The organism is Burkholderia sp. KL41, assembly GCF_057005415.2.
Map to the genome: position 1 here is coordinate 2957294 of NZ_CM174447.1, position 13740 is coordinate 2971033.

The window sequence follows — 13740 nt, forward strand, 5'->3', positions numbered from 1 at the left end:
TGCAACGCATTGCATTCGTAAATTCGTCAGACTAATATCAACGCCACTCATCCGGCATTCACGAAATGCCTGATGAGGAGTGGCAACTTTTTAGCCGCGCTTTCATGTTGAAACACTCATGTTCACCACAGGAGAATTGACATGCAGGACACCCAGCAGATCGAATTGCTTGACTGGATGCAGGAAGACACGCACCCCGAGGCCATCGACATGATGGTCGAGGACGCCGTGGTGCCGTTCGGCACCGCGCTCTGGCCGGTCTGAGCGGGCCACCCGTTCTCGCGGAAGGGCCGCGGCCCTTCCGCCGCTTCCGGAGACACGCATGCTGAACCTGCACCGCGCACTCGGCTTCCACCCCGCGCTGCGCGACAAACTGGCGCGCGGCGAATCGGGAAAACTGCTGGTCGGTCACGACACCCGCAACCGCGACATCGCGTTGCGCGCATTTGCCGCCCTGCCCGATTCACTCGACGCCACGACCCTCTGCCTCGAAAGCACCCCGCCGGCCGATATCACCGCCGCACTCGATGAAGCCGACCTGTTCGTGCTGCTGTACGACTCGTCGTGCCTGCCGACACCGTCGCCGAGCGGGCCGCCGTTCCTCGCCGCGATCCGCCCGGCGATCGTCGAGCACTGGAGCAAGTCGGTGCTGTTCAAGGATTACGGCCCGCATCTCGACGAGGCGTTCGCCGAATCGCTCGACGACATCGCGGCACGCAACGGCCGGCTGATCGACGCGGCCGCGCGCGCATCGCAGATCCGCTTCATCGACGAAGCCGGGAACACGCTGACGGGCTCGCTCGCGCCGGACCAGAAATGGACGAGCGTGGACGGAATGGGCAACCTCGACGTCGTACCCGGCGAGATCGCGACGCACGTGACCGATCTCAACGGCACGATCGTCTTCAGCGGCACGTTTCTCGGCACCGTGCCGTTCGCGATCAAGTACAAGGTGGCCGAGCAGCTCGCGACGCTGCAGGTCGAGAACAGCACGATCGTCGGTTTCGATACCGACGACACGGGCTTCCGGCGCGATTTCTCGGCCTATCTCGACCGGCATCCGAATCACCGGCGGATCGAGGAATTCGGCATCGGCACGAACCTCGGCATTCGCGGGCTGTACGGCCGCAACGCGGGGTTCGAGGAACGTCATCCGGGCCTGCACCTCGGGCTCGGCGGCGGCGAAAACGGCAGCCACCATCTCGACCTGATCTTCGCGCGCGGTACGCTCGCGCTAGACGACCGGATCGTGTTCGACGGCGCGTTCGCCGTCTGATTCGGCCGTTGCGCGCTCAGGCTCCGGCGGCAGGTGTGTCGCCGAGCCACTTGAACATCACGAGGCAATCGACGAACCCGAGCCGGGCGTGACGATATGCACGCGGCAGCCGGCCGACGATTTCAAATCCCAGCTTCTGCCACAGCGCGACCGCCACCTCGTTCGTCGAGACGACCGAGTTGAACTGCATCGCGAGGAACCCGCGCTCGCGCGCAACCTGCTGCGAATGCTCGCACATCAGGCGCGCGACGCCACGGCCGCGCGCGGCCTCGCTCACCATGTAGCCGCAATTGCACACGTGATTGCCGGGGCCGGCCGCGTTCGCCTTCAGGTAGTACGAGCCCAGCACCACGCCGTCCTCCTCGGCGATCCACGTGCAGAGCGGCGCATCGAGCCATAACGCGCGCGCCGCTTCGGGTGTCGCACCGGGATCGAATGCATAGGTTTCCTGAGCAGCGACGATGGCGCGATAGGTCGGCCAGAAGCGCGGGAAATCGTCGTCGGTCATCGGGCGAATCGTGATCATGCGGGGTCTCTCTTGATTGGAATGCCGGCAGGACAGCCGGCGATCGTGGCGTGATTCAGGAACGGCTGCCGTCCCGTTGCGCCGCGCTGCGATACGCGCCCGGCGGCACGCCGTACCAGCGCTTGAACGCCTGCGAGAAACTCGACAGGTCGCTGAAGCCGAGCCGCTCGGCCACTTCCGCGAGCGACAGGCGTGCGTCGCCGAGCAGCGTCTCGGCCATCGCGCCGCGCGCCTGCGCGAGCAGCGCCCGGAACGTCGTGCCCTCCTCCTGCAGCCGGCGCTTGAGCGTGCGCGGGCTCGTGTTCAGCAGCCGCGCCATGTCCTCGAGCGAGAACGGCGCGGGGCCGGGCGTCGCGCCCAGGTACTGGCGCACCATCTCCGACGTGCCCACCCGCGCGCGCCGCGCTTCGAGCAGCTGGCCGCACATCTGCTCGCACATCGACACCGTCAGCGGATTCGCGTGCGGCAGCAGCCGGTCGAGCAACGCGCGGTCGAACGCGAGGCTGTTCGCGCGCGCCGAAAAAACCGGCTCGACGCCGGCAATGCGCGGCACCGGCACGGACGGCGCGCGCGTCGCCTGCACAGTGAAGCGCGACAGCTCGAATGCGTCGCCGCCGATTTCCCGCAGCAATACGGCCGCCGCCGTCATGTCGCGCTCGACGAGGAACCGGCTCAGCGCGCGATCGAGCTCCGGCGCGCCGAAACTGAGCACGCACGTGCTGTCCTCTTCACGATACGTGATCACGGTGAATGCGTAGGTGAGCGGCAGGAAGCGCATCGCCAGCGCGAGCGCGTCGCGCGCGGTCGCACTCGCGATCAGCCCGTAACCCCACACGCCGTAGGCGGAGAAGTGGTAGCGCAGGCCGACCTCGAACCCGAGGCCCGGCGCGCGCCCGAGCGCGCGCAGCAGGTTGCCGGTCAGCCGCAGTTCCTGCGCGGCCGTCACCTCGACCTTCGGATCGTCGAGCTGCGCGTTGGCGAGCCCCGTGCCGGCCAGCAGCGTCGCGTGCGGCACGCCGCGTTCGTCGCCGAAATCGACCAGCAGCCGGGCGCTGGCCGGACTCCGGGTGAAATCCCAGAAGCTCATGCGGAGAAACCCTCGATGCGCCGATTTGGCCCAAATACTAAAACAATTGTCCCGAAGCAGCATTGGTGTTTTCCCATGCGGCCAGCACCATCGGCGTCATCCAGTCGTCGCCCGAACGACGCCAACACCCTCCGGAGGAGACACCATGCGACGCAGTCGCCCGACCGATCCCGCAGCCCGCTTCGCACGCCGGCGCGCCGTGCTTGCACGAACCCCTGCCCCTGCCCGGCCCCGCGCCGGCCGCCCGTGCGCGCTGCCGCGCCCCGCCTGATCCGTCGACCATCGGAGGATGAACCCATGAGCAGGACTTTCGACTACATCGTCGTCGGCGGCGGGTCGGGCGGCTGCGTCGTCGCCGGGCGGCTGACCGAGGACCCGGCCGTGACCGTCTGCGTGCTCGAGGCCGGCGGCCGCGGCGACGGCACGCTCGTCAACGTGCCGACCGGCGCGGTCGCGATGATGCCGACCCGCGTGAACAACTGGGCCTTCGACACGGTGCCGCAGCACGGCCTCGGCGGCCGCATCGGCTACCAGCCGCGCGGCAAGGCGCTGGGCGGTTCGTCGGCCATCAACGCGATGGTCTATATCCGCGGCCATCGCGTCGACTACGACGGCTGGGCCGCGCTCGGCAACGAAGGCTGGGCCTACGACGACGTGCTGCCGTACTTCCGCCTGAGCGAGCACAACGAGCGCTTCGACGATGCGTGGCACGGCCGCGACGGCCCGCTGTGGGTGAGCGACCTGCGTACCGGCAACCCGTTCCATGCGCGCTACCTGGAAGCCGCGCAACAGGCCGGCCTGCCGCTCACCGACGATTTCAACGGCGCGCAGCAGGAAGGCATCGGCATCTACCAGGTCACGCAGAAGCACGGCGAACGGTGGAGCGCGGCGCGTGCGTACCTGTTGCCGCACATCGGCCGCCGCGACAACCTGGCGGTCGAGACCCACGCGCAGGTGCTGCGCATCCTGTTCGACGGCACGCGCGCGACCGGCGTCGAAGTCCGGCAGCACGGCGAGGTCCGCACACTGCGCGCCCGGCGTGAAGTCGTGCTCGCGGCCGGCGCGCTGCAAACGCCGCAACTGCTGATGCTGTCGGGCGTCGGCCCGGGCAGCGAGCTCCGGCAACGGGGCATCGCGGTGCACGCCGACCTGCCCGGGGTCGGCCGCAACCTGCAGGATCATCCGGATTTCATCTTCGGCTACCGCACGCGCAGCGTCGATACGATGGGCGTATCCGCGCGCGGCGGCGTGCGCATGCTGCGCGAGCTCGCGCGCTTTCGCCGCGAACGGCGCGGCATGCTGACGTCGAATTTCGCGGAAGGCGGCGGTTTCCTGAAGACCCGTGCGGACCTCGACGCGCCGGACATCCAGCTGCACTTCGTCGTCGCGCTCGTCGACGATCACGCGCGCAAGCTGCACGCCGGCCACGGGCTGTCGTGCCACGTGTGCCTGCTGCGACCGCGCAGCCGCGGCTCGGTCACGCTCGACAGCGCCGATCCGCTCGCGGCGCCGCGCATCGACCCCGCGTTCTTCGACGATCCGCGCGACCTCGACGACATGGTCGCGGGCTTCCGGCTCACGCGACGGCTGATGGAAGCGCCGGCGCTCGCCGGCTGGACCACGCGCGACCTGTTCACCGCGAACGTCGACACCGACGATGAAATCCGCGACGTGCTGCGGCGGCGCACCGACACCGTGTACCACCCGGTCGGCACGTGCCGGATGGGGCACGACGCGCTCGCCGTCGTCGATCCGCAGCTGCGCGTGCGCGGCCTGCAGGGGCTGCGCATCGTCGATGCGTCGGTCATGCCGACGCTCGTCGGCGGCAACACCAACGCACCGACAATCATGATCGCCGAGAAGGCCGTCGACCTGATCCGCGGCGTGTGCCGCACGCCCGCGCGGCCGCAGCGCGAAACCGTCAGGACAGCGACGGATACCGCTCCCGATTCGCGCGCCGCGCACGAAGCCGTCCAGCCGGAGGAGACCCGCCATGTCGTCGCGTGACGCTGCCCACCTGACCGAATCCGCCGCACCGCTCGCGGCGATCATCATCGGCGCCGGCTTCGCCGGCATCGGCATGGCGATTGCGCTGCAACGTGCCGGCATCCACGATTTCGCGATCGTCGAACGCTCGCACGACGTCGGCGGCGTGTGGCGCGACAACAGCTACCCGGGCGCCGCGTGCGACGTGCCCTCGCACCTGTACTCGTTTTCGTTCCAGCCGAATCCGGCCTGGTCGCGCGTGTTCGCACCGCAGCCCGAGATCCATGCGTACCTGCAGCATTGCGCGCGCAAGTACGGCCTCGCGCGCTACCTGCGCTTCGGCGCCGACGTCGCGCATGCGCGTTACGACGAAGCCGCCGCGCTGTGGCGCGTCACGCTCGCCGACGGCACGACGCTCAGCGCCGCCGTGCTCGTCAGCGGCACCGGGCAGCTGAGCCGCCCCGCGATGCCCGACCTGCCCGGCATCGACACGTTCCGCGGCCGCGCATTCCACTCCGCGCACTGGGATCACGACTACGCGCTCGCCGGCAAGCGCGTGGCGGTTGTCGGCACCGGTGCGTCGGCGATCCAGTTCGTCCCCGCGATCGCCGGCGACGTGCAGCGCCTGACCGTATTCCAGCGTTCGCCGGCCTACGTGATGCCGCGCCCCGACCGTGCGTACCGTCCGTGGGAGAAGGCGCTGTTCCGCACGCTTCCGTGGGCGATGAAGCTGCATCGCGCATCGATCTACCTGCGCTACGAATCGCGCGCGATCGCGTTCACGCGCCTGCACCGGTTGATGAAGGTCGCGGTGGGCCGGCCGTTTCGCAAGCTGCTCGCGCGCGACGTGCCGGACGCCGCGTTGCGCGCACGGCTCACACCCGACTACCCGATCGGCTGCAAGCGCATCCTGCTGTCGAGCGACTACCTGGCCGCGATGAGCCGCGACAACGTCGAACTCGTCACGCAGCGGATCCGGCGCGTGACGGAGCGCGGCATCGAGACTGTCGACGGCGTGCATCATCCGGTCGATGCCATTGTCTACGGCACGGGGTTCGCGGCGACCGAGTTCCTGTCGCCGATGCGCATCACGGGCCGCGACGGGCTCGACCTGAACGACGCATGGCGGCGCGGCGCGCAGGCGTATCTCGGGCTTACCGTGCCCGGTTTCCCGAACTTCTTCATGCTGTACGGCCCGAACACCAATCTCGGCCACAACTCGATCGTCTACATGCTCGAAAGCCAGATCGCGCACGTGATGCGCTGCCTGCACGCGATGCGGCGCGACGGCGCGCGCGAGATCGACGTCGACGCGCGCCGCTACCGGCGCTTCAACGCGCATGTGCAGCAGCGGCTCGAAGGATCGGTGTGGAACAGTTGCAAGAGCTGGTATGTCGATGCATCGGGACACAACAGCACGAACTGGCCGGGCTTCACGCTGACCTACCGGTGGATCACCCGCTTCACCGGGATGTCCGCCTACCGCTTCACGCATCCGGTGCCCGAATCGGTTGCCCCGACACGCGACGTCGTGGTCGCGCCGCCCGCCGGCCCGCTGGAGGCGCTCACGGCCGCCTCGCTGCGCGGTTTCCTGCGCGTGGCGTTCCGGCCGCTGATCGGGCCGCCGTTCGGCGCACGCATGCAACGCCGCGTCGTCGCGCTGCTGTCGCCGCTGATGCCCGGCACGGGCGGCACGCTGCGCTACCGTACGCACGCGCACCGCGTGCCGGTCGAAGTGGTTGCGCCGAAACGCGGCGACACGGGCGGCGCGATCCTCTACCTCCACGGCGGCGCATTCTGCCTCGGCGGGCCGCATACGCATCGCGGCGTGACGACGCGGCTCGCGAACGACGCCGGCCTGCCGGTGTGGGTGCCCGATTACCGGCTGGCCCCCGAGCATCCGAGCCCGGCCGCGCTCGACGATGCGCTGGCCGTCTATGACGCGATGCGCGCGCAGGGTCACGCGCCGCACCGGATCGCGATCGCGGGCGATTCGGCCGGCGGTGCGCTGGCGCTCGCACTGGCCATCGCGCTGCGCGAGCGCGGCGAGCCCGCCGCCGCCGCGTTGCTGCTGATCTCGCCCGTGACCGATCCCGCGCTCGGCGGCGCGACGCTGGCTTCGCGCCGCCACGACGATCCGATGATCCGCCGCGGCTGGCTCGAGCAAGGGCTGCGCTGGTATCACGGCGCCGGATCGGCGGCGGCCCGCGGCCCGCTCGATACCGACCTGCGCGGCCTGCCGCCGATGCTCGTCCAGGCCGGCGACCAGGAAGTGCTGCTGTCGGACGCGCAGCGGCTGGCCAGTCACGCGCAGGCCTGCGGCGTGCCGTGCCGGCTGGAGATTCATGCGGCACGCTGGCATGTGTTTCATCTGCAGTCGTTTTATCTGCGCTCGGCGCGGGACGCGTTGCGCACGCTGGCGGAGTTTGCGTCGGCGCGCGTTGCCGCGACGGCATGACGATGCAACGGTAACGCATGAGGATTTTCCGGCGGACGCGCCGCGCGACGCGCCCGCCGTCGGACTGTTCGCGCACTTGCTTCACGTCCCATTCATGGCGCGTGCCCTCGGCACGCGCCATCGACACCGGCCATTCGGCCGAATCGCCACGCCAGGTAACGGATGAAAGAATGATCTTCGTCCGGGAAGCCGGTTTCGCTGCCTGCCCGTCCCGAACGTCGACGATGCCGCCTGCACGGCAACTGCCACGCATGCGGCGTCCTGTGTCGTTCCGACTCGCCAATGTGCGCACGCCCCTGCGCACACCACCCGGCAACTCGCACGACCGCCTCCTTTCTCATCCACCTTTTTTGTAGCTTATAAGTTACAATGCTCTCCAAGTTCGAACTTCTTCGCTACCAGCGCGACGATGGTCGCGAGCCCTTCACCGAATGGTTGAACGCCGTGCGCGACAAGCTTGCACAGGCCCGGATTCGCGAACGCCTGCGCCGCGTGCAAACGGGCAACTTCGGCGATTGCGAGCCTGTCGGCGAAGGCGTGATCGAACTGCGCGTCCACGTCGGCGCCGGCTATCGCGTGTATTTCGGGCGGTACGGCGGCGCACTGGTGCTGCTGCTGTCAGGCGGCGACAAAAGCAGCCAACCCGACGACATCAGGCGCGCCAGGGAACACTGGTCGAACTGGAAACGGAGGCAAACATGACCAAGCTCAAAGGTGCGGTATCGCACCACGACGCGGAAGTCGCCGAACTCGGCGCCGACCGCGAACTCGCAGTGGCCTATCTGCGCGTCGCGATGGAGTCGCTCGACGATCCCGACAACCGCGCGGCCGGCCTGCTCGCGCTGCGCACCGTCGCGGAAGCGTACGGCGGGCTCGGCGCGGTCGCGGCCGAAGCCGGCATCAGCCGCGAATCGCTGTATCGCACGCTGTCCCCCAACGGCAACCCGACGCTGAAAACGCTGCTCGCGGTGCTCAAGACCGTCGGCTTGCGCCTGTCCGTCGTCCCCGCGCAGCCGGCGCACGCGTAAGCGGCGCACGGCCCGCTCACGGCCTGACCATCCATACCAGCAGCATCTCGGCCGGCGCGGCCGTCGTCCCCGCGGGTGGATGCCCGATCGTCGGCTCGACCGCCAGCGCCTTCGCGATCGACGCCGCATCGTCGATCGTCGTCGAGCGCACGATCGTCATCAGCCGCGCCGGCCGATGCAGCGTCTCGCGATACAGCGCGCCGTACCACAGCGGCCGCATGCCGAGCGCGTCCTGCAACACGTACGGATAACGCCACAGCCGCAGCACGAGGCGGCTTTCCGGCTGGCCCGGATCGACGCGCACGAACACGCGGCGCGTGCTTTCGCCGTGCGTGTAACGCGGCAGCACCGGCAGCGCCTCGGCCGGCGCCTGCGGCAGCAGCCAGCGCAGCGCGGTGGCGAGCGACCACGGCGTCGCGCGCTGCCAGCCGGCCTGCGCGAGATGCCGGTCGAGCGTGTCCGATGTCGCGCTCCATTGCAGCGGCAGATATTCCTCGCGGTCGCCGCCGATCTCGGTGCGCCGCACCGGCACGCGCTGCCATCCGCCGCGCAGCCACTGGTCGACGGTCATCGCGACCACGTCGCCGACATGCGGGCGGGCCGCGCGGTCGAGCTGCCATTGCGCGGGAACCGTCCATACGCCGGCCGTCGCGAGCACCACGGTCACCGCGACGAGCGCGCCCCTCGGCTGCACATGCTCGTGCACGCGCCAGTACGCATGGGCACCGGCCAGCAACGCGAACCAGGCCAGCCCGAGGCTCCAGCCGCCCAGCAGGCCCGACAGCCACGCGTCTCCGACATACAGCCGCGCGAAGCCGCCGAGCACGATCCACAGCACCACCGCGGTCACGACCGGGATCCGCCACGGCGCGGGCCGGTCACGCGTCAGCACCCAGCCGAGGCCACTGCTTGCGAGAATCGCGAACGCGGCTTCGGCATCGGGCAGCGGTACATGCAGCGCGCCGGGCGGCAGGCTCGCGGGCGTCGCGCCGGGTACGCCCGCACCGAACGCCGGCACGAGCACGACGGCAACGCCGACGGTCGCGAGCCACCACGCGGCGGTCAGCCAGCAGCGATGGATCATCAGCCAGACGAGAAACGCGGCCGCGACGATCAGCCCCGTATCGTGCCCGTGCAACACGGCAAGCGCGCGCATCACGGCGTCCACCGGCGGCGTGCGCAGGTTCTGCAGGAACGCATACAGCGCGATGTCCGCGTGCGTCAGCGGATCGTTCGCGACGACATCCTGCACGAGGCCCGCGAACAGCCACACGCAGCCGACGAACAGCAGCGCGAGCGCGGGCACCGCGCCCGGCAGGCCGCGCACGTATGCGATCGCGTCGTGCAGCCGCGCGCCGAACCGCGGCCAGCGGTGCGCGCATGCGTGCACCCCTTCGACGAGCGCACGACGCAACAGCGGCCAACCGCGCCGCAGCGCGACGCGCACGCCGATCCACACGAGCGCGACCAGCGCCGCGACCACCAGCAGGATCACGGCGACCCGCACGCTGATCGCCGCGGCCAGCGCGGTCGACGCGCCGAACACGATGCCCGGCGCGACATGCACCGGCGCCCAGATGAGTGCCGAGACGACGTTGACCGGATAGAACGACCGGCGCGGCAGCGTCGCGCAGCCGACGACGACCGGCACGACCGCGCGCACCGGCGCAAGAAAACGTGCGAGCACGATGCTTTTCACGCCATGGCGCAGCACGAACTCCTCGCCGCGCCCGTAGGCGCTCGCATAACCGAAGCGCGCCCATGCGTTGCGAATCATCCCGCGGTAGTGCCGCCCGAGCTCGTAGCTGATGCCGTCGCCGATCACGGCGCCGACTGCCGCGACGCCGATCGTCGTCCAGCCGTCGAGCGCGCCCGCGCCGATCAGCGCACCGGCCGCGAACATCACGGCGCCGGCCGGCACGACCGTGCCGATCAGCGCGATCGCCTCGGCGCACGCGGTCACGAACACGACCGCGAGCACGAGCAGCGGATGCGCGCCGATCGCGCCGATCCATGCGTGGATCGTGTCGCTCATTGCACGCTCCATGGCGAAGCGACCCGGCGTGAGAACACCGGGCCGGCGATGGCATGGCGAGCGTTCATCGGGCGGTGCGCGTGGTCGCGCCGACGTGGCGGATCAATCGAATTCGTGCTGCCGCGCGTCGGCCTCGAGCGGCGCGTCGTGGTAGCCGACCGTCGCGATCTCCTGCAGATAGCGCGCGAGAAACGCGCCGATCGATCCGGCGGCCTCGTACTGATGCACGTGGCGAAATTCGTGGGTCAGCAGGCGGCGCGTGTCCTGTCCGCGCAGCACGTACACCGCATGACCGAGCGTGAGCCCGATCGTCCCCGGCGACAACAGCCCCGTGTCGCGGGCGATCGCGGCGAGCGTCGGCGTCTCCGGAAACGGCATGCGCTCGACGATCACCACGCGGATCCGCTCCGGCTGCGCGACACCCACCGTGCGCGCGTCGTCGGCCTGCGCCGGCGTCAGCGGCGCACCCTGCGCGATCCCGCGCGCCGCCTCCGCTTCGGCCCACGCGACGGCGGCGGGCAGTGCGGACGGCAGGATATCGGCAAGATCGATCATCACGGGGCTCCTCGTTAGTGTCGTGGCATCGGGCACCAGTTTAGTCCCGAATCCGGACGGTTCGCGGGGCGGCTGGCGACCCGCCGCGCCGCCCGGTTCCCGCCGCCGCGATCACCCGGGAATACCCTGATTCGCGCCCGCCCCGCCGCGTACGTTTTCTCGGGAATTATTTCGTTTCAGTACACATTCGTCGAAAACCCGTCTCGAAAATTTCCCGGATGTGTACCGTTTTCGGATTCGGCGGAATATATTGATCAGAAGAACGGCCGCGGCGACCACCGGACAGCAGGGCGCGGCGTCATCCCGAAGAGGATCGCTAGATGATCAGGGTAATTCTGGCTGACGATCACGCAGTCATGCGGGACGGACTGCGTCACATCCTGGAAACGGCCGGCGGCTTCGAAATCGTCGGCGAGGCAAGCGACGGCTCGGCCACGCTCACGCTGGTCGAGCGCGGCGCCGCCGACGTGCTGCTGCTCGACCTGTCGATGCCCGCGCCGACCGGCATCGAGCTGATCCGGCTGGTGAAGCACCACGCGCCGTCGCTGCGCATGCTCGTGCTGACGATGCACGCGGAGGCGCAATACGCGGCGCGCGCGTTCAAGGCCGGCGCAACCGGCTACCTGACGAAGGACAGCGCGACCGCCGAGCTCGTGGAGGCGGTCGGCAAGGTCGCGGCGGGCGGCGTCTACGTGAGCCCGTCGGCGGCCGAAAGCCTCGCGCTCACGCTGCGCGGGCCGGCCGCGGCACTGCCGCACGAACGGCTGTCCGCGCGCGAGCTCGACGTGATGCGCCGCATCGTCTCCGGCCAGACCGTCACGCAGATCGCGACCGAACTCGCGCTGAGCGCGAAGACGGTCAGCACGTACAAGACACGGATCCTCGAGAAGATGGAACTGCCGCACGAAGCCGCGCTGGTCCGCTACGCGGTGCGCCACGACCTCGACCCCGGCGGCGACGCATGACGGCCGCCTTCCACCTTCCGCCCTCGCCCCCGGACGACGACACCGCCGACGCGTCGCGCCTGTTCATGTCGTCGCTGCCGCCGGGCCGGCGCGAACGGCGGCTCGCGCTCGCGACCGTGCTCGTGTCCGCGGTGATCTTCGCCGCGCTTGCGCCATTCGCGGGCAGGCCGCTTGCGCCGGGCTGGGCGTTCATCCCCGTGTACCAGTCGGCGATCGTCGTCAACGACATGGTGACGGCCGGCCTGCTGCTCGGCCAGTACGCGATCCTGCGCGAGAAGCCGCTGCTCGTGCTCGCGGGCGGCTACCTGTTCACGGGCTTCATGGCCGGCACCCACATGCTGACCTTTCCCGGCCTGTTCGCGCCGACCGGCCTGCTCGGCGCCGGCGACCAGACCACCGCCTGGCTCTACCTGTTCTGGCACGGCGGCTTCCCGCTGGCGGTCGCCGCGTACGCGCTGCTGCGTGCGGCATCGCGTGCCGCGGGCCCGATCCCGGCTCCGCAACGCCGCGCGGCGATTCCCGTGGTGCTGTGCATCGCGGCCGCGCTCGGCGCGACGGCCGCGCTCGCGCTGCTTGCGACGGCCGGCCACGACCTGCTGCCGCGCATCATGAACGGCAACCGGATGGCCGCGACGATGACGAACGCGATCACGATCGTCTGGGGGCTGAACCTGGTGGCGCTGATGCTGATGTGGCAGCGGCGGCGGCGGCATTCCGTGCTCGACCTGTGGGTGATGACGGTGCTCGTCGCGTGGCTGTTCGACATCGCGCTGTCGGCGATGCTGAATCACGGGCGCTACGATCTCGGCTTCTACGCGGGGCGCGCGTACGGTCTGGTCGCGTCCGGCGTCGTGCTGTTCGCGATGCTGTTCGAAAACGGCCGGCTGCATGCGCAGACGGTGCGCGCGCTGGCCGGCGCGCGCTACCAGCATCTGCTCGTCGTGCAGAAGAGCGCGCAGCTGAACGACGCGAACGAACGGCTCGAACAGCGCGTTGCCGCACGCACCGCGCAACTGAGCGCGTCGAACCGCGACCTGCGGCGCGAAGTCGAGGAACGCGTGCGCGCCGAGCGTGCGCTGCAGGCGTCGCGCGAGGAGCTGCGCGAGATCGCCGCGATCAGCGCGAGCGCACGCGAAGCCGAGCAGCGCCGCATCGCACGCGAGCTGCACGACGAACTCGCGCAGACACTCGCGACGCTGAAGAACGATCTGGAATGGCTGATCGATCGCGTGCCGCAGGACGATGCACTGCTGGCGCGCAAGATCGCGGCGATGCACACGCTGGCGCGCGGCGCGGTGGCCGCGACGCGCCGCATCGCGTCGGACCTGCGCCCGCTGATGCTCGACGATCTCGGTTTCGCCGCGGCCATGCAATGGCTCGTGGAGGATTTCCGGCACCGTCACGGCATCGACTGCGCGCTGCATGTCGACCCGCCCGAACTGCAACTCGACGAGCCTTACGCGACGGCGGTGTTTCGCATCGCCCAGGAAGCGCTCGCGAACGTCGCACGGCACGCGGCCGCGTCGCATGCGAACGTCGCGCTCGTGCAGGCGAACCAGGCGATCGAGCTGACGATTCGCGACGACGGCGCGGGATTCGATCCCGGCGTGCCGCGCAAGTCGGGATCGTTCGGGCTGGTCGGGTTACGCGAGCGCGCGTATCTCGTTGGCGGCACGCTGCGGATCGCGACGACCCTCGGCGAGGGGACGACGGTCGAGGTGGAGATTCCGCTGTCGCCTGCGCCTGCTGCGGTCGCGCATGGCGGGAATGGGGGGCCGAGGATTGATCGCTGATCGAGGCGGCAATGTCGGCAAATGCCGGCTG

General features: G+C 69.8%; 12 protein-coding genes. 8 read left to right on the top strand and 4 right to left on the bottom strand.

Annotated elements, in window-relative coordinates:
* Positions 1-141: 141 nt before the first annotated feature.
* Positions 142-264 carry a hypothetical protein gene (locus PQB87_RS30605; RefSeq protein ID WP_021158412.1) on the top strand — a complete coding sequence of 41 codons (123 nt, stop codon included), beginning with the start codon at positions 142-144 and terminating at the stop codon, positions 262-264.
* A 58-nt stretch (positions 265-322) separates the two neighbouring features.
* Positions 323-1276 (top strand): CgnE/CgnB domain-containing protein, encoded by a 954-nt coding sequence (locus tag PQB87_RS30610; protein WP_060317024.1) that lies wholly within the window; start codon positions 323-325, stop codon positions 1274-1276.
* A gap of 16 nt (positions 1277-1292) precedes the next feature.
* On the opposite strand, the gene PQB87_RS30615 is transcribed toward PQB87_RS30610, so the two are convergent.
* Entirely contained in the window at positions 1293-1802 is a 510-nt protein-coding gene (locus PQB87_RS30615) for a GNAT family N-acetyltransferase (RefSeq protein WP_059687639.1), read from the bottom strand.
* 55 nt (positions 1803-1857) lie between these two features.
* Positions 1858-2889 carry an AraC family transcriptional regulator gene (locus PQB87_RS30620; RefSeq protein WP_489243188.1) on the bottom strand — a complete coding sequence of 344 codons (1032 nt, stop codon included), beginning with the start codon at positions 2887-2889 and terminating at the stop codon, positions 1858-1860.
* 297 nt (positions 2890-3186) lie between these two features.
* Between PQB87_RS30620 and PQB87_RS30625 the strand changes: the two genes are divergently transcribed.
* The 4 genes from PQB87_RS30625 to PQB87_RS30640 all read left to right on the top strand — a co-directional run bounded on the left by PQB87_RS30625 (position 3187) and on the right by PQB87_RS30640 (position 8361).
* The gene (locus PQB87_RS30625) at positions 3187-4896 is read left to right on the top strand and encodes a GMC family oxidoreductase (protein ID WP_489243189.1); all 1710 of its coding nucleotides are present in this window, start codon (positions 3187-3189) and stop codon (positions 4894-4896) included.
* Complete coding sequence (locus tag PQB87_RS30630) at positions 4883-7333, top strand: flavin-containing monooxygenase (RefSeq protein ID WP_489243190.1); 2451 nt, start codon at positions 4883-4885, stop codon at positions 7331-7333. The genes PQB87_RS30625 and PQB87_RS30630 overlap by 14 nt, the downstream gene beginning before the upstream one ends.
* 369 nt (positions 7334-7702) lie before the next feature.
* Entirely contained in the window at positions 7703-8035 is a 333-nt protein-coding gene (locus PQB87_RS30635; RefSeq protein WP_059687635.1) for a type II toxin-antitoxin system RelE/ParE family toxin, read from the top strand.
* Complete coding sequence (locus tag PQB87_RS30640; protein ID WP_011356110.1) at positions 8032-8361, top strand: helix-turn-helix domain-containing transcriptional regulator; 330 nt, start codon at positions 8032-8034, stop codon at positions 8359-8361. The genes PQB87_RS30635 and PQB87_RS30640 overlap by 4 nt, the downstream gene beginning before the upstream one ends.
* 16 nt (positions 8362-8377) lie before the next feature.
* Here PQB87_RS30640 and PQB87_RS30645 read toward each other — a convergent pair whose 3' ends face one another.
* Both PQB87_RS30645 and PQB87_RS30650 read right to left on the bottom strand, forming a co-directional pair.
* Positions 8378-10396, bottom strand: coding sequence for a VTT domain-containing protein (locus PQB87_RS30645; RefSeq protein ID WP_489243191.1), 2019 nt, complete (start codon positions 10394-10396; stop codon positions 8378-8380).
* Positions 10397-10498: 102 nt separating this feature from the next.
* Positions 10499-10951: a hypothetical protein gene (locus tag PQB87_RS30650; RefSeq protein WP_027790814.1), complete on the bottom strand. Its 453-nt coding sequence runs from the start codon at positions 10949-10951 to the stop codon at positions 10499-10501.
* A gap of 320 nt (positions 10952-11271) precedes the next feature.
* Here PQB87_RS30650 and PQB87_RS30655 point away from each other — a divergent pair, with 320 nt between their 5' ends.
* Both PQB87_RS30655 and PQB87_RS30660 read left to right on the top strand, forming a co-directional pair.
* Positions 11272-11916: a response regulator gene (locus PQB87_RS30655; protein ID WP_111939053.1), complete on the top strand. Its 645-nt coding sequence runs from the start codon at positions 11272-11274 to the stop codon at positions 11914-11916.
* Positions 11913-13709, top strand: coding sequence for a sensor histidine kinase (locus tag PQB87_RS30660; protein ID WP_111939052.1), 1797 nt, complete (start codon positions 11913-11915; stop codon positions 13707-13709). Before PQB87_RS30655 ends, PQB87_RS30660 begins: the two co-directional genes overlap by 4 nt.
* The last annotated feature ends 31 nt before the right edge of the window (positions 13710-13740 follow it).

What these genes read in the sequence shown, in the direction of transcription:
- PQB87_RS30605 (WP_021158412.1), top strand. Translation starts at nt 142, where the DNA reads ATGCAGGACACCCAGCAGATCGAATTGCTTGACTGGATGCAGGAAGAC.
- PQB87_RS30610 (WP_060317024.1), top strand. Translation starts at nt 323, where the DNA reads ATGCTGAACCTGCACCGCGCACTCGGCTTCCACCCCGCGCTGCGCGAC.
- PQB87_RS30615 (WP_059687639.1), bottom strand. Translation starts at nt 1,802, where the DNA reads ATGATCACGATTCGCCCGATGACCGACGACGATTTCCCGCGCTTCTGG.
- PQB87_RS30620 (WP_489243188.1), bottom strand. Translation starts at nt 2,889, where the DNA reads ATGAGCTTCTGGGATTTCACCCGGAGTCCGGCCAGCGCCCGGCTGCTG.
- PQB87_RS30625 (WP_489243189.1), top strand. Translation starts at nt 3,187, where the DNA reads ATGAGCAGGACTTTCGACTACATCGTCGTCGGCGGCGGGTCGGGCGGC.
- PQB87_RS30630 (WP_489243190.1), top strand. Translation starts at nt 4,883, where the DNA reads ATGTCGTCGCGTGACGCTGCCCACCTGACCGAATCCGCCGCACCGCTC.
- PQB87_RS30635 (WP_059687635.1), top strand. Translation starts at nt 7,703, where the DNA reads ATGCTCTCCAAGTTCGAACTTCTTCGCTACCAGCGCGACGATGGTCGC.
- PQB87_RS30640 (WP_011356110.1), top strand. Translation starts at nt 8,032, where the DNA reads ATGACCAAGCTCAAAGGTGCGGTATCGCACCACGACGCGGAAGTCGCC.
- PQB87_RS30645 (WP_489243191.1), bottom strand. Translation starts at nt 10,396, where the DNA reads ATGAGCGACACGATCCACGCATGGATCGGCGCGATCGGCGCGCATCCG.
- PQB87_RS30650 (WP_027790814.1), bottom strand. Translation starts at nt 10,951, where the DNA reads ATGATCGATCTTGCCGATATCCTGCCGTCCGCACTGCCCGCCGCCGTC.
- PQB87_RS30655 (WP_111939053.1), top strand. Translation starts at nt 11,272, where the DNA reads ATGATCAGGGTAATTCTGGCTGACGATCACGCAGTCATGCGGGACGGA.
- PQB87_RS30660 (WP_111939052.1), top strand. Translation starts at nt 11,913, where the DNA reads ATGACGGCCGCCTTCCACCTTCCGCCCTCGCCCCCGGACGACGACACC.